The following is a 23379-nucleotide window of genomic DNA, read 5'->3' as shown; positions in this document are numbered from 1 at the left end:
CTTCTTCCCTGTTGCTTGCGATTTGGCTCGCTTTTGGTGTCTTGATTTGACCATCTGGTCAAACTCACGCTATCACGGGTTGGTCATCAGTCAAGAAATTGCGAGACGCCGTCGATAATTTTGGCATAAACGGCGCCTGCTTGCCGGAAAAAGAGTCAGCCTGAGAACATGCCCAAAGACCGCGCCCCAACCAGAATTCAGAAAAAGAACCGAGCAGCGATTCTGGACGCTGCCCTGAATGTGTTCTCGGCACACGGATTTCGCGGATCGACCGTTGATCAGATCGCAACCGAAGCCGGGCTGAGTAAACCAAACCTGCTGTATTATTTCCCGTCGAAAGAGGCGATTCACACTGCCCTGCTGTCCGGCCTACTGGACGTCTGGCTTGCCCCGCTGCACGATCTGGACGAGGCCGGCGACCCGATGGAGGAAATTCTCTCGTACATCCGTCGCAAACTGCAGATGAGCCGCGAACTGCCGCGCGAAAGCCGTCTGTTCGCCAACGAACTGGTCCAAGGTGCCCCACGCATTCACGACGCGCTGTCGCAGGACCTGAAACAGCTGGTGGATGAAAAAACCGCGATCCTGAAGCAGTGGATGGACGAGGGCAAAATCGCGCAGGTTCACCCCTATCACCTGATCTTTTCGATCTGGGCGCTGACCCAGCATTACGCGGATTTCGATGTTCAGGTCCGCGCGATTCTGGGCGACGAGGACCCGTTCGAAGGGGCCGAACCCTTTATCGACACGCTGTATCGTAAGCTGCTGTCGCCCTAAGCAAGAGCCGCCTGCCAACAATTAAGCTGGGTATATTCCGCACGCGATCAAAAGGCGGTTTGCAGCGAATTCGCCCATACAAACGATTAGATCCGGTTTCGCACTGGTGAAGGTACCCTGTTTTTTTCTGTCATGATTGCATTTGAATGATAGAATGATTGCTTATTTCGTACAGATTTTTGGCTGAGGCACGCGCCTCGCTTGCGCGTTCCAAAGTGAATGCGGGGGCATGTGCGATATGCGCCAGTTACTATTAACTGCTATTCTTTTTTTGTCGGCGTGCGGTGTTACATCCCGTGGCCCTTCCGAAGTCGAATACCTGCAAGAAATCGACAGACTATTGAGGGTGAATGACAGCTGTGGGGTGTGGCGGTACGTGGTCGCTCGCCCGTTCGCCCTTACAGGCAGTGACGAATTATCAAAGGAATTGCGCAGTTTTGTCTGGCGGTCCCGCAATGATTGTGACGCCGACAACGATGGTTTTTCGCAAGGCTCTCGCTCCGGTAGATCCGAACCCGCTGCCAGCAGCAGATTGGTAGCCTTGGTTGCAAGCGCACAGGCCAGCGGAGGCACGGCGGTCAACCAAAATCAGGGAACGAAATCGCAAGGCGGCCAACGCTTGGTCAGTGCCAGCAACGGCAAAAGCAAGAGTAAAGGTGGAAGCAAAGGAAAGAGCAAAGGCAAAGGTCAAGGCAACAGTAAAGGCAAGGGCAAAAGTAAGGGTAAGGGTAAGGGTAAAGGCTGAGGTCCAGACAGTGATGCAAACGGCAATCGTCAGACGCACAGAACCTTAGGGCAACCGGTCTTCATTGGTTTGGCAGTTTTGAATTGGACCAATGTATTTTGAAGCTTTTTTTGTCGGCCAACCGCAATGTTAGAAACAAGCGTTTGCTCGCAAGAAATTTCTTAAATTTTTAAAGGCTTGTTAGCAATCGTTCAGCCTTGTTAAGCAAAGGCCTCCTTTTAGGTTCAGAGATTGCAGCGTGCCCAAAAAAGGGCCGGCGTCCGCCAGCCCTTTCTTGTTTTTCACCAACCGATCTATTCGGCGGCTTTTGCCATGGGATTGTTCGGATGCGTCGTCCAGTTGGCATAGTCAGGCTGCACCTCCAGGCCGGTGCGCGGATCGACCTCTCCAGCCGCCATCGGTTCCATCGAGATACATCCATCCACCGGACAAACATCCACGCAAAGATTACAGGCGACGCATTCGTCATCCATGACCTCGAACACCCGATCCTCGGACATCGAGATCGCCTGGTGGCTGGTGTCTTCGCAGGCGGCATAGCAGCGGCCGCATTTGATGCACTGGTCCTGATCGATCTTGGCCTTGGCCACGTAGTTCAGGTTCAGATACTGCCAATCGGTGACGTTCGGAACGGCCAGACCCACGACTTCCGAGACGTCCTTGTAGCCTTTTTCATCCATCCACTTGGACAGACCAGCAGTCAGTTCGTCGATGATCTTGAACCCATAGGTCATGGCAGCGGTGCAGACCTGAACGGTGCCGCAACCCAGCGCCATGAACTCTGCCGCATCGCGCCATGTGGTCACGCCGCCGATGCCGGAAATCGGCAAACCATGCGTTGCCTGCGCCCGCGAAATCTCGGACACCATCGACAGGGCAATCGGCTTCACCGCCGGACCGCAATAGCCGCCGTGGCTGCCCTTGCCGTCGATCGAGGGTTCGGGGCTGAACGTGTCCAGATTGACGCTGGTGATCGAGTTGATGGTGTTGATCAGTGACACCGCATCTGCACCGCCGTTCTTGGCGGCTTCGGCAGGCTTACGGATATCGGTGATGTTCGGCGTCAGCTTCACGATGACCGGACGGTCATAGTATTTCTTACACCAGCGGGTGACCATCTCGATATATTCCGGCACCTGCCCCACAGCCGAACCCATGCCGCGTTCGCTCATCCCGTGCGGGCAGCCGAAGTTCAGCTCAATCCCGTCCGCGCCGGTCTCGGCCACACGCGGCAGGATGGCTTTCCACGCCTCCTCCTCGCACGGCACCATGATCGAGGCGATCAGAGCGCGGTCCGGATAGTCGGCCTTGACCCGCGCCATCTCCTCAAGGTTCACCTCAAGTGGGCGGTCGGTGATCAGTTCGATGTTGTTCAGGCCCAGCAACCGGCGATCAGCGCCATAGATCGCGCCATAGCGCGGCCCGTTCACGTTCACGACCGGAGGCCCCTCGGATCCCAGCGTTTTCCACACAACACCGCCCCATCCGGCCTCAAAGGCGCGGCGGACGTTGTATTCTTTATCAGTCGGCGGCGCCGAGGCCAGCCAGTACGGATTCGGGCTTTCGATACCCAGAAAGTTCGTTTTCAAATCAGCCATTTATCCGGCCTCCCTGATGCAATTCAGCATCTTTGTCTTTGAGTTTCACGCAGTCAGGCTTGCGTGGATATCCATCGCGGCATCGCGGCCTTCGGCCACGGCGGTCACGGTCAGGTCTTCGCCCCCAGCCGCGCAGTCGCCCCCGGCCCAGACACCGGCCAGTGAGGTACGGCCATCCTCGGTCACAGCGATCTTGTTGCCGTCCAGCTTCAGCCCTTCCGGCGCGCCTTCCAGTTTCTGACCGATCGCCTTGAGGACCTGATCTGCAGGCAGACGGATCATTTCTCCGGTCCCCGAAAGCTGACCGTTGTGGCTGGTAGTATACTCCAATTCGATCTCGGCCGCCGCCCCGTTTCCGTGTACGGCAACAGGCTGCACATTGGTCATGATTTTAACACCATGCGAGGCTGCCAGGTCTTGCTCGTACCGACTGGCGCCCATCGCGTCACGGCCGCGCCGATATGCGATGGTCACATGCTCGGCGCCCAGCAGCTTGGATTTCACCGCCGCGTCCACGGCAGTCATACCGCCACCGATGACGACGACATTTCGCCCCACCGGCAAATCCGCCAGATCGGATGCCTGACGCACATCCGAGATGAAATCGACCGCAAAGCGCACGCCGTCCTTATCAGCCCCGTCCGCGCGCAGAGCGTTCACCCCGGCCAGACCGATGGACAGGAAGACGGCGTCGTAGTTTTCGACCAGACCGTCCAGCGAGACGCCCTCGCCCAGCACCGAACCGGTCTCAATCGTGATACCGCCGATGTTCAGCAGCCAATCCACCTCGGCCTGCGCAAAGTCATTGGTCGATTTGTAGGCGGCGATGCCGTATTCGTTCAGACCACCCGGTTTGGGTTTGCTTTCGTGGATCACCACGTCATGCCCAAACATCGCCAGACGATGCGCGCAGGCCAGGCCCGCAGGCCCTGCCCCGATCACGGCAACGGTTTTGCCTGTCGGCGCGGCACGCTCGAACGGGTGGCCCCCTGCAGCCATTACGCTGTCCGTCGCATAGCGTTGCAGGCGGCCGATCTCGACCGGAGCACCCTCGGCGGTTTCGCGCACGCAGGCCTCTTCGCACAATGTCTCGGTCGGACAAACGCGGGCGCACATGCCGCCCAAGATATTCTGCGCCAGAATAGTCTCGCCCGCGGCCTCCGGTTGTCCGGCCTGAATCTGGCGCATGAACAACGGAATATCGATATCCGTCGGACAGGCCGTCACACATGGCGCGTCATAGCAGAAATAGCACCGGTCTGCCGCCACAGCGGCCTCATGGGCAGCCAATGGCGGATGCAGATCGGTAAAATTCGAGGTCAGCTCATCGCTGGAAAGCCGCCCGGAGACAATGCCGGGGGCAATCTGGCCCTGTGCCATCGCTCTACTCCCTGTGTAGATATGTTTGTTATGCTCTCAGCTTGCCACAATCTGATTTTTTATCAATTGGTAAAATTTAGAAAATCGTCAAAAACCGCAAATCCAAGGCGGATTGCCCGGGATTCACAGGCAAATACGCCTGTTTTTCTTGCATTCTGAAAACGCGCAACACATGGGATGTGCCGATACGGCCTCTGGTTGCATGGAAACAAAAGATTCCCCGCATCTGGTTTTGACGGGCCTTGCAACGTGCTGTAGGTCAAACACAACGAGCAGCGCCGAACGACGGCCAGATACGTGAAAGTCACCTGATGCAGGCCAGTCCTTCGAAGTTCAACATCGTCATCATCGGGCAAAACAACCGGCTGCAATACGAAGCCCTGCTGTTCGCGGCCTCTCTGCGGCACAGCTCACCGAACTTCACAGGGCGGTTGTTTGTGGCGGTGCCACAGCCTGGGCCGCGCTGGCGTCAGGACCCGAGCATCCGGAACGAGGACGTACTGAAAGCCCTGCGACAATTGGATGTCGAGATACTGCCTTTCGACACACACGTCTTCGGCGACAGCTATCCCTATGGCAACAAGATCGAGTCCTTGCTGGCGCTGCCCGAAGGCGAGCCTTTCGTCTTCTTCGACAGCGACACGCTGATCACCGGCGACGTGACCTCGGTGCCGTTTGAGTTCGACCGTCCCGGAGCCTCGCAAAAGGTCGAGGGCACATGGCCCAAACCAACGCTCTATGGCCCCGGCTTTGATGGCATCTGGAACGCATTGTACCGCCGCTTTGGGCTGGATTTCGAAAGCTCTCAGGATACCAGCCAGCCGATGGATTACTGGCGACGTTATCTATATTTCAACGCCGGGTATTTCTTCTATTCCTGCCCGCACAAGTTCGGAGAGCGGTTTCTGGACTATGCCCGCACGATCCGGGATGAGGAAATCCCAGAACTGGCTGGGCAAAACCTTGACCCCTGGCTGGATCAGGCTGCTCTTCCGCTGGTCATCCATTCGTTTGGCGGCGGCCGTGATGTCCTGCCCCCAGGCTTGCTGGACGGGTCGGTTAGCTGCCACTATCGCCTGTTCCCACTGCTCTATGCACGTGAAAGCGACCAGGTGATCGAGGTACTGGAAACCGTTGCAGCCCCGAACCGGGTCAAGAAGGTGCTCAAAGGGTATGAGCCAATCAAGAAGCTGGTTCTGCAACGCAAGGGCCACAAAATCCGCGATCTGTTCGACCGTGAAAAGCTGCCCCAGCGCGAGCAGGCCATTCGTAACACGATCCGCAACAACGGCCTGTGGATGCGCTGACAGGATTGTTGTGCGCGCGCGCCGGATCGCCTAGAGATTCAGCAACACACATTCCAACAGGAGATTTCGACGATGTCTGACGGCCCGACTTACGGTTTCGACACATTGCAGATTCACGCCGGCGCACGGCCCGATCCCGCTACAGGTGCGCGCCAGACGCCGATTTACCAAACCACGGCTTACGTGTTCCGCGATGCCGATCACGCCGCGGCCCTGTTCAACCTGCAAGAGGTTGGCTTCATCTATTCCCGCCTGACCAACCCGACCGTGGCTGTTCTGCAGGAACGTATCGCCACGCTTGAGGGCGGCGTTGGTGCAGTTTGCTGCTCCTCGGGTCACGCGGCACAAATCATGGCGCTGTTCCCGCTGATGGGACCGGGCTGCAACGTGGTGGCCTCGACCCGCCTGTACGGCGGCACGGTCACACAGTTCAGCCAGACCATCAAACGCTTTGGCTGGTCGGCCAAGTTTGTGGACACCGACGATCTAGACGCCGTGAAAGACGTCATCGACGAAAACACCCGCGCGGTGTTCTGCGAATCCATCGCCAACCCCGGCGGCTATGTAACCGATATCCGCGCGCTGGCGGATGTGGCGGATGCCGCGGGCATTCCGCTGATCGTCGACAACACCTCGGCCACGCCGTACCTGTGTCGCCCGATCGAACAAGGTGCCACTCTGGTGGTACATTCGACCACCAAGTACCTGACCGGCAACGGCACCGTCACCGGCGGCTGCATCGTGGATTCGGGCAAGTTCGACTGGTCGGCGAATGACAAGTTCCCCTCGCTCAGCGAGCCGGAAGCGGCCTATCACGGACTGAAGTTCCACGAGACGTTCGGCCCGCTGGCCTTTACCTTCCACGGCATCGCCATCGGCCTGCGCGATCTGGGCATGACCATGAACCCGCAAGCAGCCCATTATACGCTGCTGGGCATCGAGACTCTTTCGCTGCGGATGGAGCGTCACGTCGAAAACGCCCAGAAGATCGCCGCCTGGCTCGAGGCCGACGACCGCGTGGATTACGTGACCTATGCCGGTCTGCCCTCTTCGCCCTATCACGACCGGGTTCAGGCGCAGTACAAGAAAGGTGCTGGCGCCCTGTTCACCTTTGCGGTCAAGGGCGGCTATGACGCCTGCGTCAAGCTGGTGAACTCGCTTGAGATTTTCAGCCACGTCGCCAACCTGGGCGATGCGCGGTCGCTGATCATCCACTCGGCCTCGACCACCCACCGCCAGCTGACGCCGGAACAGCAAGAGGCTGCAGGCGCTGGCCCGAACGTGGTGCGTGTGTCCATCGGCATCGAAGACGCCGACGACCTTATCGCTGATCTGGATCAGGCGCTGGCCAAAGCTTCGGCCTGACGGATGAGCGGGCACGACACCAATGATCTGGGCCAACCCATCGGCCAACCGGTTTCGGGCGACTTCCCGCGACCGACGCCGCCCTATACGCCGATGGATGGCCAGTATTGTTCTGTCGTACCGCTGGACGTGAATCGGCACGCGCCCGGGCTATACCGGGCGTTTGCCAACGATACAGACGGTCGCAACTGGACCTACCTGCCCTATGGACCGTTCGAGTCGGAACACGATTTTGTGGAATGGACACGCGCGACCTGCATGGATGCCGATCCGATGTTCCACACGGTACTCGATGAAAACGAGACACCGGTGGGCATGGCCTCATTCCTGCGGATTGAACCTGCAGCGGGTGCGATCGAAGTGGGGCACATCCACTTCTCACCCCTGTTGCAGCGCAGCCCGACATCGACCGAGACCATGTACCTAATGATGCGTCGCGTCTTCGACGAGTTGGGCTATCGCCGGTACGAATGGAAATGCGACGCGCTGAATGCCGCGTCCTGCCAAGCGGCAGAACGGTTGGGCTTTACCTTCGAAGGTATTTTCCGGCAGGCAACCCACTATAAAGGCCGCAACCGGGATACGGCGTGGTATTCGATCCTCGACAGCGAATGGCCACGCATCAAGAGCGCGTTCGAGGCCTGGCTGTCGCCGGACAATTTCGACCAGACGGGCCAGCAGCGGCAATCACTGCAGGCCCGCGCCAAAGACTCTGGATCAGTCGGCAATCCCGAATTCCATAGACACGTTGACCGAGACTGAGATCTCGCCCCCCGCCACCGGAACGCCGCCCGCTTCGGCCATGCTCATCGCGCGCATCTGAGGCGCGGGACGAATGCCGCCAGCCTGTTCGCTGATCGTCTGAACCTGCCCCAGATTCACGTTGGCCGCTTGCGCCAGTTGCTCGGCTTTTGCGGTGGCCTCGGCCACGGCCTTGGCCCGCGCCTCTGCCTGCAGTGGCGCGGGATCTTGCACGCCAAAGCTCAGCCCGCCAAAATCATTGGCACCATCCTGAATGACCGCATCCATGATTGTTCCCAGCTTGGTCAAATCACGCACACGCACCTGAACATTGTTGGACGCAACAAACCCCGAAATCTCGGGGCGTTCGCCATTGGGGCTATTGCGCCCGGACCAGACCGGCGACAGCGACAGGTCGCGGGTCTGTACATCGCGGGATTCGATGCCCATGTCTTCCAGCCGCTTCAGAATCTGCGCAACTGCATCAGAGGTCGCCTGCATTGCATTCGACGCCTCGGGGTCTTCGTTTGTTACACCCAGAGTGATGGTCGCCATGTCAGGCGCGGCCTGAACGGTACCGGCTGCATCCACCGTGATGCGACGTTCTTCCGCATGGGCAATGCCTGCGGCTGTCACGGCCATCATCGCGGCCAGAAAAGCGATTTTCTTCAAGGTCTTCCCTCCAATTTCTTCCGCACCAACATGGGGATGTGAGGGCCGATCAAACAAGGGGAATGTCCGGCTTTTTCTTTCCCTCGGCGGGAACCTGCTTTAATGTCGCTCTGCGAACGAGATGTCGTTTGCAATGATGCTGACAAATATGGTTCCTCGGGAATATGAAACCCGCCTTTGCGCTGACTTTTTCTGCGACCGGAATATCTGTGCACCACCAGTCGAATGACGACTGGTTCTGCATTGGTGAGGTTTCACTGGATGCGCCAGACCTGAAAGCTCAGCTACATGCCCTGCGGGACAAGGCCTTTGCATTGGAAAACAACCTAAACTGCAAGGTTGTGATTCCGGCCGATCAGGTCCGATTTCTGTCGGTGGAAACAGGCGCCGAAACCCCGGATGAAAGCGCGAAACAGGCGCGATCCGCGCTGGCAGATTCGACACCCTACTCGGTCGAAGAGCTTGTCTTTGACAGTGCAACGGTTGGCGCCACCACCCATGTTGCGGCAGTCACGAGACAGACACTGGACGAAGCACGCGATTTTGCCGCCGAACACGGCTTTATCCCGGTTCAGTTCACAGCAGACACCGATCAGGCCCAGTTTCCGTCTGAGCCGCAGTTTTCGGACCAGAAAAGCGAAAGCCCAACAGTGGCGCAGGACAGCGATACCGTAGCGCCAAACGTCCACGCGATTGCGGACACAACGGCTCCGGATGTGTTCCGCACGCCGTCCGACAGCGCGGCCCCTAAGCCGACCGCTGACGCATTGGTCAAACGATATGCCCTGCCAGGAACTGCGGCGCTTGCCGTCGTGGTTGCGTTGGGGGCTTGGGCTCTGATCTCGTCGGATGGTGGCGAGGAGCCGGAAACCGCGCAGGACGACTTCACCCTGCCCGAGCCTGACACTCAAGTCAGTGAAACCACGCCGGAGATTGAGGCCGAACTCGAAACACCGCCTACAGAAATAGTCGAGCGCGAACCGGATGTTGCGCCAGTAGAGGACGCTGGCCCGTCGCCCACGGATGCCGCCATCCTCGAAGCGTTGAACGTGGAACCTACGCTGGTCGAAGAGGTCGACCGTGAACCCGAACCGCAGGACATCCCGGCGCAACCCGCCATTGAGATCACGACGCCGGCCCCTTTGACATCCCCGGCGCTGACCCCGGAGGACGATCTATATCTGGCCTCCATCGACAATTCCGACCTGTCCAAAGACGCGATTGCGCAACCTTCCGTCGAAAGCTTTGCCACCGACATGCCCTTCGATCAGGTCGCCCTGCCCAGCATCGCCGGCTCCCGGTTCGATCTGGATGAACGCGGGCTGGTCATCCCCAGCACCGAGGGGACGTTGAACCCCGAGGGGATTGCCGTCTATCTCGGGCGCCCGTCAAAAGCACCTCCTGCCCCGCCGCTCCGGTTCGAGCAGGAACCAAGCCTGGAAGAGCCCTCTGACAGGCTGGCCGGGTTACGCCCTAAACCGCGCCCCGATGACCTGGTCGAACGGTTCGAACGTCAGCAATTGGGCGGGCGATCGCGCGAGGAATTGGCGGCGCTGCGCCCCAAAGTTCGCCCCGCGTCCTTGCTTCAGCCAGAGATTGAAGAAACCCCTGCACCCGTTGTGCTGGGCGGGATGCGCGTGCCACGTCCAAAAACGCGCCCTGCCGGTCTTGCACGTTCACCCAGCACACAAACCGCGAGCTTGGGTTCGGCTGCTGGTATTGGTCAGATCGACACAGACGGGTTCAAGCCCAAAGCCGTGGCCCCCAAGATCCCGTCATCAGCCTCTGTCGCGCGTCAGGCGACGATCGACAATGCGCTGAACCTGCGCAAGCTGAACCTGATCGGCGTCTACGGCACGCCCGCAAACCGTCGGGCGTTGGTACGCCTGCCCAGCGGTCGCTACAAGAAACTGAAAGTGGGTGACAGGCTGGACGGCGGTAAAGTCATCGCCATCGGTGACAACGAGTTACGCTATCAGAAAAAAGGCCGGAACGTGACGCTGAAAATGCCGCGGAGCTAAAGCGGGCGATAACGCCCGCTTTAAGTTACTCAATCAAGCCGCTGAAATCTCGCCGCTTTCAATCTGCTCACGTTCAATGGATTCGAACAGGGCCTGAAAGTTCCCCTCGCCGAACCCATCATCGCCTTTGCGTTGAATGAATTCGAAAAAGATCGGCCCGATCACGGTTTTCGAGAAGATTTGCAGCAGGATTCGAGTCTCTCCACCGTCTACAACGCCCTCGCCGTCGATCAGGATGCCGTGCTTCATCATCCGGTCCAGAGGCTCTTCGTGATCGGTGACACGTTCCTTGGACATGTCGTAATAAGCCTGGTTCGGACCGGGCATGAACTTCAGCCCCTTCTCGGCAATCGCATCGGTCGAGGCATAGATATCCTCGCTGCCCACCGCGATATGCTGAATGCCCTCACCCTTGTACTTGTTCAGGTAAGATACGATCTGCCCGGTCTCTCCACGATCTTCGTTGATCGGAATGCGGATACGGCCACAGGGCGAAGTCAGGGCACGGCTGAAGAGGCCGGTATATTTACCCTGAATGTCAAAGAACCGGATTTCGCGGAAGTTGAACAGGCTTTCGTAAAACTGAAACCACTTGTCCATATTTCCGCGATAGACATTGTGCGTCAGGTGATCGAGGTAATAGAACCCGTCGCCGCGCGGCTTGGACTGTTTGGTCCAGGTGAACTCTTGGTTATAGGGCGACGTATCATGGTATTGGTCGATGAAGTAAATCAGCGACCCTCCGATCCCCTTGATCGCCGGTACATCCATAGTCTTGTCCGCCGCGTCATAAGGTTCTGCGCCCTTGGCGACCGCATGGTCATAGGCTTTCTTCGCATCCACCACGCGCCAGCCCATCGCAGATGCGCAGGGTCCATGCTCGGCCACAAAGCGGGCGGCAAAGCTTTCGGGGTCGGCATTCAGGATGTAGGTCACGTCGCCTTGCTGCCACAGCTCAACCGCGGGTCTGTCTGTGTGGTAGCCGACATGTTCAAAGCCCATTCTGGCGAACAGATCGCGCAGTTCCTGCGGTTCAGGATGCGCAAATTCCACAAATTCAAACCCGTCGGTTCCGACCGGGTTTTCCTTGCTGATGACAGATTTCGGGGCGTTGTGAGGGAAAGGACCCATGGCGCACCTCCTTTTAAAAACAGGAATTTCTTTGCTGATTCCAAAATACGCCTTAATCAGCGCTGTTTCTGCGCGTAGTTTTCGTGTAACCTAATAAAAAACGCGTAAAAACCGCATCATTTCGAGCTTTAATGAAGAAAGTACGCATATGCTGGATGCCACAGACACGCGCCTGCTGTCCGCCCTTCAGAAAGACGCCCATCTGACCGCGCATCAATTGGGGGAAATGCTGAACCTGTCACCCAGTCAGGCCGGGCGGCGGCGGCAAAGGCTGGAGGCCGAAGGGTACATCACCGGATACACCGCACGTTTGGACGCGCTGAAGCTGGGCCTGCATGTGCAGGGATTCGTTCAGGTGCATCTGGGCACCCATGGCCCCGAACAATCGGAGAGTTTCGCCCGCATGGTCCACTCGCGCCCCGAGATCACCAGCGCCTGGACGATGACCGGTGAGGCAGATTACCTCTTGCGCGTCTACTGCGATGATCTATCTGCGCTCAACAGCTTGCTTCATCAGGTGATACTGCCGCATCCTGCGGTCGCACGGGTGCAAAGCCAGATCGTGATGGACCAGCTCAAGCGCGACGCCCCTTTGCCCACCTGACCAGACCGAAAGGACCGACATGGACGATTTCCTCTACCAGGCCTCGATCTATCTGGCAGCCGCGGTGATCGCCGTGCCCCTGTCGGCACGTCTGGGGTTGGGGTCCGTGTTGGGGTATCTGGCTGCCGGTATCGTCATCGGCCCCGTATTCGGCCTGGTCGGCGCCGAAACCGAAAGCCTTCAGCACGTGGCCGAGTTCGGCGTGGTCATGATGCTTTTCCTTATCGGGTTGGAGCTTGAGCCCCGCGCGCTCTGGGATATGCGGGACCGGCTGTTGGGCCTGGGTGGTCTGCAGGTCGGCTTGTCCACGGCTGCTATCGCTTGCGTCGCCATGTACGCAAACCACCCCTGGTCGGTGGCTCTGGCGGTCGGGTTGACCCTGTCGCTGTCCTCAACCGCGATCGTGCTACAAACGCTATCGGAAAAGGGTCTAATGCAGACCAATGGCGGCCGCGCAACGTTTTCAGTGCTGCTGACGCAGGACATCGCGGTCATCCCCATTCTGGCGCTGCTGCCGCTGTTGGCCCTGCCGTCCATACCGCATCTGGAAAGCGACGGGTCGATCGACCGGGGTGTGAAAGACCTGCACGATACCGCCCATCACAGCCTGTCTTTGGTCGAAGGCCTGCCGGGCTGGGCCGTGACACTGGTTACCATCGGTGCGATCGCGTTTGTGATCCTTGCGGGCGTCTACCTGACGCGCCCGCTGTTCCGCTTTATCCACGCCACTCGTCTGCGCGAGATGTATACGGCGCTGGCGCTGATGATCGTGGTGGGGATTTCCTTCCTGATGACGCTTGTTGGCCTCTCCCCTGCTCTCGGCGCATTTCTGGCGGGCGTTGTTCTGGCCAGCTCGGAGTTCCGCCATGAAATGGAAAGCGACCTTGAGCCATTCAAGGGCCTGTTCCTGGGCTTGTTCTTCATCACCGTCGGCGCCGGGATTGATGTCGCCTATTTCTTCAATGACCCGCTTGAACTGATCGGCCTGGCCCTTCTGGTTATTCTATTCAAAGGGATCATTCTGTTCCTCGTCGGGCGCGCTTTCAAGCTGCGTGGGCGGGATCACTGGCTGTTCACTCTGGGCCTCGCGCAAGCGGGTGAGTTCGGCTTTGTCCTGCTGGCCTTTTCGACCCAGCAGAACGTCATCCCATCCGATCTGTCGCAAAAACTGCTGATGATCATCGCGCTGACCATGCTGATCACGCCACTGCTGTTCATTATCTATGACCTGCTATCCCGCCGGATTCGGGATAGCGGACCCCAGCAGGAACCCGATAAAATCGACGAGCAAGGGCCCGTGATCATCGCGGGTATCGGTCGCTTTGGTCAGATCGTGAACCGTCTGGTGCGCGCCAGCGGCTTTAAAACCATCGTTCTGGATCATGATATCGAAACGATCCAGCTGATGCGCCGCTTTGGCGTCAAAGGGTTTCTGGGCGATCCAACCCGGCCCGAGTTGCTGCGCGCCGCAGGGCTTGAGAAAGCGGCTGTGCTCGTCGCCGCGATGGATGACCGCAAACAGGTGACACGGATCGTCAGCTTTGCCCGGCGTCAGCGCCCGGACCTGCACATCATCGCCCGCGCCCATGACCGCACCCATGTGTACGAGCTGTATCAGGCAGGCGCGAACGATATCGTGCGCGAAATGTTCGACAGTTCACTTCGGGCCGGGCGCTATGTGCTCGAGAATATCGGTCTGAGCGAATATGAGGCCGCGCAGGCCGAGCAGACCTTCTACCACCACGACCGCACATCGATCCGAGAACTGGCCGAGTTGTGGATCCCCGGGATGCCGACGGCAGAAAATAAGAAATACATCGAACGCGCGCAGCAGTTCGAGAAAGATCTGGAAACCGAGCTTTTGGAGCTGGCCGAAAAGCACGCCAAGAAATCAGCCTGACCGGAGCGAACCGGTCAGGCCGATGGGTTCATCCGTCAGAAACGCCGGCCTCGGCAAAGGTGGCCATGCCGGAATGGCAAGCCACCGCGCTTTTCAGAATGTTGATCGCCAGCGCCCCGCCCGAGCCTTCACCCAGTCGCAGGCCGAGGTTCAGCAACGGTTCCTTGCCAAGTTTCTCCAGCACAGCGCCATGTGCGCCTTCGGCGCTTTGGTGCCCGGCAACGGCGTGATCCAAAGCCCCTGCGGAGACATTCGCCAGACAGGCCGCAGCTGCCGAGCAGATGAAACCGTCCAGAATGACCGGAATACGCAGAACACGCGCGGCGGCGATGGCACCAGCCATGGCGGCAATCTCGCGCCCGCCGAGGCAGCGCAGGATGTCCAGCCCGTCACCTGAGGCCGCGTGCAGGGCCACACCCTCGGCCACGACGCGGGTTTTGTTGATCAGCCCAGCGTCATCCACACCGGTGCCCCGCCCTGTCCAGCCAGCCGCGTCCCCGCCGAACAGGGCACAAGCTATTGCAGCGGCCGGCGTGGTGTTTCCGATCCCCATCTCTCCGACAACCAGAAGGTCAGCCTTGGGATCAACAGCGTTCCAACCGGTCCGCAGCGCCTGCAACAGCTCGTCCTCAGACATCGCCGGGCCTGCAGTGAAATCGGCAGTGGGAGTGTCCAGATCCAGCGCGTGCACATCCATCGTGGCACCAGCCGCCTTGGCCAACTGGTTGATCGCGGCGCCACCATGTTCGAAATTCATCACCATCTGCACGGTGACTTCCGGCGGGAAGGCCGAAACGCCCTGCGCCGTGACACCGTGGTTACCAGCAAACACGATTACCTGAGGTGCGTTGATTTGCGGGCGGGCATCCCCACGCCATCCCGCATACCAGATCGCCAGATCCTCGAGCCTCCCCAATGCGCCTGGCGGCTTGGTCAACTGCCCGTTGCGGTCAGTTGCGCCTGCCAGCGCGGCGTCGTCAGGACCAGGCGCTTGTGCCAAAGCATCACGGAGTGTTTTCAGGTCATTAAGTTCGGGTAGCATCGAAAGCCTCGTTGCATCAGAGTGGTGCTGTGTGTTTAACCGAAGCGTTCGATCCAACAAGGCCCGGAAAGGCGCGGAAGTGCATAAAAACGACAACCCCCTGATTTCCGCATGGGATATTCCACTGGCACTGGTGCTACTGACGCGCCTGCCGGTACCGCGCTTGCCCGAGAGTGTCTTTGCGCGCCAAGCCGATTCCGCCTGGGCTTTCCCGGTGGTCGGACTGGTAGTGGGCCTGCTGGCCTGCGCCGTTGGTTGGGTTTCGATGGCATTAGGGCTCCCCTCGATGGTCGCGGCCGTACTCGTCACCGTCACGCTGGTGATTTCAACCGGGGCAATGCACGAAGACGGGCTGGCCGACACGGCAGACGGGCTCTGGGGCGGGTTCACGCGGGAACGTCGGCTGGAAATCATGAAGGACAGCCATATCGGGGCCTATGGGGTTCTGACGCTGATCTTCACCCAATTGATGCGCGTCGCCTTGATCGCAACCCTGCTGACGGCAGGTGATTATGGAGCGTTTCTCGCCGCGTGCATCGTATCGCGCACGTTCATGCCAGTACTAATGAGCACCCTGCCCAACGCCCGCAACAGCGGCCTGAGCCATTCAGTCGGTGGACCACGCGGCACAACAGTAGCGGCCGGGCTTGTACTGGCCGTTTTCTGCGGCGCGCTTTTAATGGGGTTCGCAGCCACCCTTCCCGTCCTCATTGCTGCTCTGGTCGTCGCTGTGCTTGCCAGAGTCGCGAAAACCAAAATCGGCGGCCAAACCGGTGACATTCTGGGTGCGACGCAACAACTGGCCGAGCTGGCCTTTCTGGCCACAACTGCGGCAGCACTTTAGGACGTACCGCCGGTCTCGATCCTCAGGGTTTCGCCGCAATGCTTGCAATGCACGGCATCCGGATCGTGACGGTAAAGTCCGCAGCTTGGGCATTTGTGCCGGACTTTCTGCGGCATGAAGATCGCCTGCGCCAATCGCACGAACAGCGCCACGCCCACCACCATGATGAACACCGAAAACAACTTACCACCCGGCGTTGCCAAGGTGATATCACCGAACCCGGTCGTGGTCAGCGTTGCCATTGTGAAATAGAGGGCATCGATATAGGCGGTCTGGCTGTTGTCGGGGATGAAAAACACCAGAACTGCGGTGGAGGTCGCAAACACGAACACCATCAGATTGATCGCCGCTATGACGGCATCCTCGTGCGTTCGGAAAAACTGACTGTCGCGCCGCAGGTCGCGCAACAGGTGATAGGAGTGGATCAGACGCAACGCACGTAGAATCCGCACGAAGGCCAGGTTTCCGGGCAAGAACGGCTCGAGCAGCAACGAGGCGATCACCACGATATCGGCCAGCGTGTAGACCTTGCACAGCAGCTTCCACCGGTCCTTTGCAATCCACATCCGGGCCAGAAAATCCAGCAGGATCAGAAACCCGACGCACAGGCTGGCAATGGTGATCCCCGGACCATGCGGGATGTTTGCCGTGGCCACAAAAAACACGATGGACGCCGCGTCGAACAGGATCAGACCATAGCGGAACCAGACCGAAACCGGTTCATGCGCGACGTACAGAAACTTTACGGTTTGCTTTATCCCGGTCATGTATCCGCCTCTGGTTACTGAAAAATTAGCGGCAAACGCGAATTTCACCAAGACCAGAGACGAAAAAGGCCGCCCCTTGCAGGAGCGGCCCCAAAATTAGTGTTGGCAGCGATCAGGCGGCGGCGCGCGAGGTCAGAACCTCATCCACCTGTTTGGCGGCCGAAACCTCGCCTGCGCCGGATACGGCTGCCACTTCGCGGGTCAGACGTTCGAGCGCGGCTTCGTACAGCTGACGCTCAGAATAGCTCTGCTCGCGCTGGTCGTCGGTGCGGTGCAGGTCGCGAACCACCTCAGCGATCGAAATCAGATCGCCCGAGTTGATCTTTTGCTCATACTCCTGCGCCCGGCGGGACCACATGGCGCGCTTGACCTTGGCCTTGCCCTTCAGGGTTTTCATCGCCTGGCTGATGACATCAGGCGAGCTGAGCGACCGCAGACCGGATTCGGTGACCTTGTTGGTCGGCACCCGCAGGGTCATCTTGTCTTTTTCAAAGGAGATGACGAACAGCTCAAGAGAATATCCCGCGACTTCCTGCTCTTCGATCGAGATGATCTGACCTACGCCATGCGCAGGGTAAACAACATAGTCGTTCGGGCGGAACTCAAGCTTTTTCGACTTAGACATACAGGTTCATCCTTGGTTACAGAGCGAGAGATACGGAACAACAAAACACCCACGCCGGAGCCTTTGTTCGGCTCCGCCAGGCGGCTGGTTTGTCACTAAATCAGAACTCCAAAGCAGTCATACTTACGGAGTACATCCCCATCTCATTCAACATTCAGCTTTCGATTATATCACAAAATTACGACGCCTGAAAGGTTACGCCCTTATTCGGCCGTGAAACCCTTTGTTTTTCAAGGCTATGCAACCTGTTTCTATACCTGAACGAACAAGTTCAGAGAGCGAATCGCTTAGCCGCCTTCGCCGGGCGCTTCGGAGAAATACTTCTCCATCTTGCCCTCTTCACCGTCGCGTTCCTCGGCTTCGGGCAGCGGGTCTTTCTTGGTCACGATTACCGGCCATTGTTCCGAATACTTCCGGTTGAATTCGACCCACTGGTCCATCCCTGGCTCAGTGTCTGGGCGGATAGCATCGGCGGGGCACTCGGGTTCGCACACGCCGCAGTCAATGCATTCGTCGGGGTGAATGACCAGCGTGTTCTCACCTTCATAGAAACAGTCCACCGGGCACACCTCGACACAGTCGGTGTATTTGCAGGCGATGCAGTTTTCAGTGACAACATAGGTCATAGTCGGATTCCCATTAGCGGTTTGGGCGTCTAGCTAATCCAGTATTATACCGTCTTCAAGGGCGGATCAGCCCTCTTTAGTACGAGAAAGATCAAGTGCGCGTCGATCTTTCTTAGTCGGACGACCTTTTCCCTCGAATCCGGGGTTCTTGGGAGGCGCGTCCTTCTTTTCCGTCATGTCAAGGTAAAGCGTCTGTGCCTCGGGGGCCGGACCACGGCGTTCACCCAGTTTTTCGACGCGGACCACCCGCACAATGCGGCCCTGCGGGAAAGTCAGAACATCACCGGGCCCCACGGCTTGCGCCGGTTTCAGAACCCGGTGTCCGTTCAAGCGGACGTGGCCGCCGCTGACCTGTTTGGCGGCCAGGCTGCGGGTCTTGAAGAACCGCGCCTGCCACAGCCATTTGTCGATCCGCAGCTTGGCCTCGGCCATCGGCGTTTAGTTACCGTCCTTCAAACCCATCAGCGCAGCTGCGAACGGGTTATCGGGATCGATCGCCTTTTCCTTCTTAGGCGGACGGGAGGAGAAGGACTTGGCGCCTTGTGGCTTGCCCCCCTTCTTACCCTGCGGTTTGCCGCGCCCATCTTGAGGCTTGCCGCGCGGCTTGCCCTTGCCCTGCCCCTGCCGCTGTTCACGGCGCGGACCACGGTTGGCTTGGCGCTGGCGCCCCCAGGTAAAGGTGTAGAAGACCTCAACTTCGGGTTCTTCCGCTGCCGGAGCCTCGGCTGCCGCCTCGGTGCTTTCGGTGGCCTCGGCTGGCGCCTCGGCGGGTGCAGCCACCTCTTCGGTTGCCACCTCAGTCACCGGCGTTTCTTCAGCTGACGGTTGCTCGGTCGCTTCGGCTGCAGGTGCCTCGACCGGTGCCGCCTTGACCTTTTCACGCTCGCCGCGCTCGGCGTTGTAGCCCAGCCCCTTCATCAGATCGGCGAACTGTTCCAGCGTCATGCCGGTGATCGACAGCATATCGGGCTTGGCTTCGAACCCGCCGCGGCTGTCTTCGGCGCGCAGCATGTCGGCCAGACGTTCCAGCATGTCGATCCGGATCGAACGGTCGCCCGCATCGCGGTAGCCGCACATGGTATCGTAGCCCTCGGGCGCGTCCTTGGCGACCGGTACGGTGACCAGACCCGGAGGCGGCGCGTCGGGGAATTCCTGCAGGCCGTTGGCCAGCGCCCACAGAACCAGACGCAGACGCGTCGGCGCGGGTTTCAGCAGCAGCGGCATGAAGATGGTGAACTGGCCGAACCGGATGCCGTGCTTGCGCAGCGCGCCACGGGCGTCCTGATCCAAATCCTTGACCTCTTGCGCGACACCGCCGCGGGGCAGCACGCCCAACGCTTCGACCATGCGGAAGGCAAAGCCCTTGGCCAGGCCGGTCAGCTCTTCGTCGCGCGACAGGTTCAGCAGCGGCTCGAACAGCGCGGCAACCTTGCGGTCGATGAAATGCTGCAGACGGCGCTGCACTTTCTGTTCGACATCCGGCCCTGCGGCCTCGTCCACGAAAACCTCGACCATCGGCTTGAGAGGCTCTGCCCCGGCAACCAGTTTGCCGACGGCGTATTCGCCCCACATCAGGCCACCCTGATCCGTGAAATCAATTTCGGTATCGGGCGCATTGTAGAAGCGATCGGCACGCAGATGGAATTGCGGCGCGAGAGCTTGCAGGGAGGCCGATTTCAAAGCTTTCGCCTCGGTTCCTTGCGCGGCTTTGTCCGGAATAAACCGGAACCCTTCCAGACGACCGACGAATTCGCCTTCGACGGTCACTTCACCCTTGTCATTTACTTCGGCCAAAAGGGCCTCCTTCTGTTTGAGCCGGCGCAGCAACACTGATGTGCGCCGGTCCACAAATCTTTGCGTCAGTCGGTCATGCAATGCGTCCGACAGCCTGTCTTCTACAGTGCGCGTTTCGTCGCGCCAATGTGATTCGTCACGTACCCAACCGTTTCGCTGCGCAACATATGTCCAAGTGCGAATATATGCCAACCTTTTGGACAATGCATCAATATCCCCATCCGTCCGATCGATTCGACGGATTTGCCGCGCCATGAAGTCATCCGGGATCGAACTGCGTTCATGCAGGTGACCGTAGATCACTTCGAGCAGGCTGGCGTGTTCGGCATGGCTGATGCCGCGAAAATCGGGGATTCGGCACACATCCCACAGCAAACGGATGGATTGCGGGTCACTGGCGCGGGCCACCACTTCGGTGACTTGCGACAGCGATTTCAGCACGTTCAGATCGTCCGCAGGCCGCGCTTTGATCAGATGTTCGTCATTCGGACTGACCTCAAGCGAGTCGATCAGCACCTCAATCGATCCGAACCGCAGGGCGGCATTCCGCCAGTTCAGCTTTTTCATCGGCGTGAACCGGCTGTCCATGATGGCCTGCGCCACGCCTTCATCCAGTGGTGGCGCCTCTCCGGTCACGCCAAAGGTGCCGTCAGACATGCCGCGTCCCGCCCGACCGGCGATCTGGGCCAGTTCGTTGGGCGCAAGCGGGCGCATCCGGCGGCCGTCGAACTTGCTGAGGGATGAGAACGCCACGTGGTTCACATCCAGGTTCAGCCCCATACCGATCGCGTCAGTCGCGACGAGGTAATCAACCTCACCGTTTTGATACAGTTCGACCTGTGCATTCCGCGTGCGCGGGCTGAGCGCGCCCATCACCACGGCTGCCCCACCCTTCTGACGGCGCAGCAGCTCGGCAATGGCATAGACACTGTCGACCGAGAACCCGACGATGGCGCTGCGGGGCGGCATGCGGCTGATCTTTTTCGACCCCGCATAAACCAGCTGAGACATGCGATCGCGCCGGACGAACTGGGCCTCAGGCACCAGCGCGGCGATGGGGCCACGCATCGTGTCCGCGCCAAGAAACAGCGTTTCACTTGTGCCGCGTGACCGCAACAGCCGGTCAGTGAAGACATGACCGCGTTCGGGATCGGCGCAGAGCTGGATTTCGTCGATTGCCACGAAATCCGCGCCCATCCCTTCGGGCATCGCCTCGACCGTGCAGACCCAGTACTGGGTGCGCGGCGGCACGATCCGCTCTTCGCCCGTGACCAGAGCCACAACGGACGGGCCGCGAATGGCTACGATCTTGTCATAGACCTCACGCGCAAGCAGACGCAGCGGCAGGCCGATCACACCGGTCCGATACCCGAGCATCCGCTCGATCGCGTAATGAGTTTTACCTGTGTTGGTCGGGCCGAGTACGGCCACGATTCGGGATGACCCGCTCACCTTTGCCCCCTGCCCCGGTTCTTTAGAGGGCCGAGCCCTCGACCTGAGGCTTCAGTCGATTCACGGCATTGGTTACTTCTTCATGATGCGGATGTATAGCCAGCGCGCGCTCATAGGCGTCCAGTGCCTTGTCGGGCTGTTCGATGATCTCGAAGATCAGGCCCAGCCCAAAGATCGCCTCATAATTATTCGGGTTCAGCGTCAGAGCGTGTTCCAGATCGGCTGCGGCCATGCCAAAGCGATCCATTCCGAAAAACGCCGAGGCCCGCATGTGCCACCCTTCGGCAAAGCCGGGCGCGTGATCGGTCAATGCCGTCAGATGTTCAATGGCAGCCAGTGTATCACCGTCTTCCAACGCCTCGCGGCCTCGCTCCAACAACAAATCCGCCGAGGCCGAGCCCGACTGCGCCCACAGCGCCTTGAGCTGACGGTCCAATCCGATCGCCTGTTCGGGCGTGGCCTCCGCCAGTTGCTGCAGCAAGGCAGCCTCATCCTGCAGGTCCGCCTGTTGCGCGACGGAACTGGTGGAAAACATGACCGTGACAAAAAATGCCGCAACGGTACCTTTGAGATTGTTTGTTGCAATGCCCATAACAATATTCAGTGTAGCGTTGCGACCGGGGATGTCCATTCACGGCGCACAAACAATATGAGGAACACCATGAGCGACACTCTTGAAAAAGCCGCGGCCGCGCTGAACGAAAAACTGTCCGGCGGCGCATTTGACGCTTCGGCCAAGTTTGCCATCGCCGATCTGGGCGCAATCGTTCTGGATGCAGACGGCGCACGCGTCAGCGACGAAGAGGCCGACGTAACCCTGAGCGCCGATGCAGACACGTTTGAACAGATCCTCAGTGGCGATCTGAATCCAACCGGTGCGTTCATGTCCGGCAAGCTGAGTGTTGACGGCGACATGGGTATTGCCATGAAACTCGCCTCGGTGCTGGCCTGATGCAGATCTCGCCGGCCCCTTTCTATGAAGACGTGGCCGGCGGACCCGCCGGTGGTGCCGCCCATTGGGTGACAACCCCGGACGATATCCGTATCCGCGTGGGCCACTGGCGCCCTGAAGGCGAAGCAAGCGGCACGGTGATGATGTTCCCCGGCCGCACCGAATATATCGAGAAATATGGCGATGCCGCGACCGAATTCGTTGGTCGTGGGTTTGCGTTTCTCGCCGTCGACTGGCGCGGTCAGGGGCTGGCGGATCGCCTGCTGGATGACCCACGCGTCGGGCATGTCGAAGAGTTCACCGACTACCAACACGATGTGAAGGCAACGCTTGACCTTGCCGAAAAGCTGGACCTGCCGAAACCATGGTTCGTGATAGGCCACTCGATGGGCGGCGCAATCGGCCTGCGCGCGGTTCTGGAGCGCGACTGCTTTGCCGCCAGCGCCTTTACCGGGCCAATGTGGGGCATCTTCTTTACTCCGATCATGAAACCGCTCAGCCGGTTGACCGCATATTGGGGGCCGCGGATCGGGCTTGGGGAAAAAACCCCTCCGACCACTTCGTTGGAAAGCTACGTTGCCTCGCAGCCCTTTGACGGCAATGTGCTGACGCGTGATCCGGCGATGTATCAGATGATGAAAGATCAATTGACGGCGCATCCCGAACTGGCCCTTGGCGCGCCTTCGACGATTTGGCTGCGCGAGGCGCTGGACGAATGCGCCTGGTTGATGGAGCAAACCGCGCCCGCAACACCCGGTCTGACCTTCCTCGGCAGCCATGAGCAAATCGTTGACCGCAAAGCAATCCGCGCGCGAATGACGAACTGGCCCAGCGGTACACTGGTTGAAATCCCCGACGGCGAACACGAAGTGCTGATGGAGGCGCCCGAGGTGCGTGGCCCGGTCTATGACCAGTTGGCAGCGCATTTTCTGGCCGCACAATCGGACTCTGCACCCGCACCTGCCCTGTCGAGCTGAAGAAAACCTCATGCAAAGGCGGCTTGTGATCCGGGCCGCCCGCGCCTAGATGTTTGCGA

Annotated in this window: 22 protein-coding genes; 11 read left to right on the top strand and 11 right to left on the bottom strand. The window is 59.4% G+C overall.

All coding sequences use genetic code 11. The features are described from left to right. The first annotated feature begins 168 nt into the window (after window positions 1-168). Both GOX63_RS00910 and GOX63_RS00905 read left to right on the top strand, forming a co-directional pair. Window positions 169-777 (top strand): TetR family transcriptional regulator C-terminal domain-containing protein, encoded by a 609-nt coding sequence (locus tag GOX63_RS00910; protein WP_170324610.1) that lies wholly within the window; start codon window positions 169-171, stop codon window positions 775-777. A 238-nt stretch (window positions 778-1015) separates the two neighbouring features. Then, on the top strand, window positions 1016-1522 hold the full coding sequence (locus tag GOX63_RS00905; RefSeq protein WP_170544533.1) for a hypothetical protein: 507 nt from the start codon (window positions 1016-1018) through the stop codon (window positions 1520-1522). A 293-nt stretch (window positions 1523-1815) separates the two neighbouring features. On the opposite strand, the gene preA is transcribed toward GOX63_RS00905, so the two are convergent. Together preA and GOX63_RS00895 are read right to left on the bottom strand one after the other, a co-directional pair. After that, window positions 1816-3120, bottom strand: a complete 1305-nt coding sequence (gene preA / locus GOX63_RS00900; protein WP_170324608.1) for an NAD-dependent dihydropyrimidine dehydrogenase subunit PreA — start codon at window positions 3118-3120, stop codon at window positions 1816-1818. A 45-nt stretch (window positions 3121-3165) separates the two neighbouring features. Beyond that, complete coding sequence (locus GOX63_RS00895; protein WP_170324607.1) at window positions 3166-4500, bottom strand: NAD(P)-dependent oxidoreductase; 1335 nt, start codon at window positions 4498-4500, stop codon at window positions 3166-3168. A gap of 311 nt (window positions 4501-4811) precedes the next feature. Here GOX63_RS00895 and GOX63_RS00890 point away from each other — a divergent pair, with 311 nt between their 5' ends. The 3 genes from GOX63_RS00890 (at window position 4812) to GOX63_RS00880 (ending at window position 7934) form a co-directional block, all read left to right on the top strand. Continuing rightward, the gene (locus GOX63_RS00890) at window positions 4812-5807 is read left to right on the top strand and encodes a hypothetical protein (protein WP_170324606.1); all 996 of its coding nucleotides are present in this window, start codon (window positions 4812-4814) and stop codon (window positions 5805-5807) included. A gap of 72 nt (window positions 5808-5879) precedes the next feature. Then, window positions 5880-7172, top strand: coding sequence for an O-acetylhomoserine aminocarboxypropyltransferase/cysteine synthase family protein (locus tag GOX63_RS00885; RefSeq protein WP_170544530.1), 1293 nt, complete (start codon window positions 5880-5882; stop codon window positions 7170-7172). A gap of 3 nt (window positions 7173-7175) precedes the next feature. Continuing rightward, window positions 7176-7934: a GNAT family N-acetyltransferase gene (locus tag GOX63_RS00880; protein ID WP_170324604.1), complete on the top strand. Its 759-nt coding sequence runs from the start codon at window positions 7176-7178 to the stop codon at window positions 7932-7934. On the opposite strand, the gene GOX63_RS00875 is transcribed toward GOX63_RS00880, so the two are convergent. Beyond that, a complete protein-coding gene (locus tag GOX63_RS00875) occupies window positions 7890-8585 on the bottom strand; it encodes an SIMPL domain-containing protein (RefSeq protein WP_170324603.1) in 696 nt (231 codons plus the stop codon). The genes GOX63_RS00880 and GOX63_RS00875 overlap by 45 nt on opposite strands. A 164-nt stretch (window positions 8586-8749) precedes the next feature. Between GOX63_RS00875 and GOX63_RS00870 the strand changes: the two genes are divergently transcribed. Continuing rightward, complete coding sequence (locus GOX63_RS00870; protein WP_170324602.1) at window positions 8750-10606, top strand: hypothetical protein; 1857 nt, start codon at window positions 8750-8752, stop codon at window positions 10604-10606. A gap of 33 nt (window positions 10607-10639) precedes the next feature. Here GOX63_RS00870 and hppD read toward each other — a convergent pair whose 3' ends face one another. After that, the gene (hppD, locus tag GOX63_RS00865; RefSeq protein ID WP_170324601.1) at window positions 10640-11737 is read right to left on the bottom strand and encodes a 4-hydroxyphenylpyruvate dioxygenase; all 1098 of its coding nucleotides are present in this window, start codon (window positions 11735-11737) and stop codon (window positions 10640-10642) included. Window positions 11738-11885: 148 nt separating this feature from the next. Between hppD and GOX63_RS00860 the strand changes: the two genes are divergently transcribed. Together GOX63_RS00860 and GOX63_RS00855 are read left to right on the top strand one after the other, a co-directional pair. After that, complete coding sequence (locus tag GOX63_RS00860; protein ID WP_170324600.1) at window positions 11886-12341, top strand: Lrp/AsnC family transcriptional regulator; 456 nt, start codon at window positions 11886-11888, stop codon at window positions 12339-12341. Window positions 12342-12360: 19 nt separating this feature from the next. After that, a complete protein-coding gene (locus tag GOX63_RS00855; RefSeq protein ID WP_170544527.1) occupies window positions 12361-14241 on the top strand; it encodes a monovalent cation:proton antiporter-2 (CPA2) family protein in 1881 nt (626 codons plus the stop codon). A 28-nt stretch (window positions 14242-14269) separates the two neighbouring features. Here the strand turns inward: GOX63_RS00855 and cobT are convergent, their stop codons facing one another. Next, entirely contained in the window at window positions 14270-15283 is a 1014-nt protein-coding gene (gene cobT, locus GOX63_RS00850) for a nicotinate-nucleotide--dimethylbenzimidazole phosphoribosyltransferase (protein WP_170544524.1), read from the bottom strand. Window positions 15284-15362: 79 nt separating this feature from the next. Here cobT and cobS point away from each other — a divergent pair, with 79 nt between their 5' ends. Next, the gene (cobS, locus tag GOX63_RS00845) at window positions 15363-16127 is read left to right on the top strand and encodes an adenosylcobinamide-GDP ribazoletransferase (RefSeq protein ID WP_170544521.1); all 765 of its coding nucleotides are present in this window, start codon (window positions 15363-15365) and stop codon (window positions 16125-16127) included. Here the strand turns inward: cobS and GOX63_RS00840 are convergent. The 6 genes from GOX63_RS00840 to GOX63_RS00815 all read right to left on the bottom strand — a co-directional run bounded on the left by GOX63_RS00840 (window position 16124) and on the right by GOX63_RS00815 (window position 21983). Beyond that, entirely contained in the window at window positions 16124-16894 is a 771-nt protein-coding gene (locus tag GOX63_RS00840) for a potassium channel family protein (RefSeq protein ID WP_170324596.1), read from the bottom strand. The two genes, cobS and GOX63_RS00840, sit on opposite strands and share 4 nt — an antisense overlap. Before the next feature lie 112 nt (window positions 16895-17006). Then, entirely contained in the window at window positions 17007-17519 is a 513-nt protein-coding gene (locus GOX63_RS00835; protein WP_170324595.1) for a CarD family transcriptional regulator, read from the bottom strand. Between the two features lie 287 nt (window positions 17520-17806). Further along, window positions 17807-18145, bottom strand: a complete 339-nt coding sequence (gene fdxA, locus GOX63_RS00830) for a ferredoxin FdxA (protein WP_170324594.1) — start codon at window positions 18143-18145, stop codon at window positions 17807-17809. Window positions 18146-18211: 66 nt separating this feature from the next. Continuing rightward, window positions 18212-18577 carry an RNA-binding S4 domain-containing protein gene (locus tag GOX63_RS00825; RefSeq protein WP_170324593.1) on the bottom strand — a complete coding sequence of 122 codons (366 nt, stop codon included), beginning with the start codon at window positions 18575-18577 and terminating at the stop codon, window positions 18212-18214. A gap of 6 nt (window positions 18578-18583) precedes the next feature. Further along, complete coding sequence (locus tag GOX63_RS00820; RefSeq protein WP_170324592.1) at window positions 18584-21391, bottom strand: helicase-related protein; 2808 nt, start codon at window positions 21389-21391, stop codon at window positions 18584-18586. A 22-nt stretch (window positions 21392-21413) separates the two neighbouring features. Then, complete coding sequence (locus tag GOX63_RS00815; protein WP_254435839.1) at window positions 21414-21983, bottom strand: tetratricopeptide repeat protein; 570 nt, start codon at window positions 21981-21983, stop codon at window positions 21414-21416. 69 nt (window positions 21984-22052) lie between these two features. On the opposite strand from GOX63_RS00815, the gene GOX63_RS00810 reads away from it, so the two are divergent. Both GOX63_RS00810 and GOX63_RS00805 read left to right on the top strand, forming a co-directional pair. Then, window positions 22053-22343, top strand: a complete 291-nt coding sequence (locus GOX63_RS00810) for an SCP2 sterol-binding domain-containing protein (protein WP_170324590.1) — start codon at window positions 22053-22055, stop codon at window positions 22341-22343. Further along, complete coding sequence (locus GOX63_RS00805) at window positions 22343-23320, top strand: alpha/beta fold hydrolase (protein ID WP_170324589.1); 978 nt, start codon at window positions 22343-22345, stop codon at window positions 23318-23320. Before GOX63_RS00810 ends, GOX63_RS00805 begins: the two co-directional genes overlap by 1 nt. Window positions 23321-23379: the final 59 nt, after the last annotated feature.

The organism is Ruegeria arenilitoris, from assembly GCF_013031355.1.
GTDB classification, from domain to species: domain Bacteria; phylum Pseudomonadota; class Alphaproteobacteria; order Rhodobacterales; family Rhodobacteraceae; genus Ruegeria; species Ruegeria arenilitoris_C.
The sequence above is the reverse complement of the archived record's forward strand: the minus strand, read 5'-3'. Positions and strand labels throughout refer to the sequence as shown.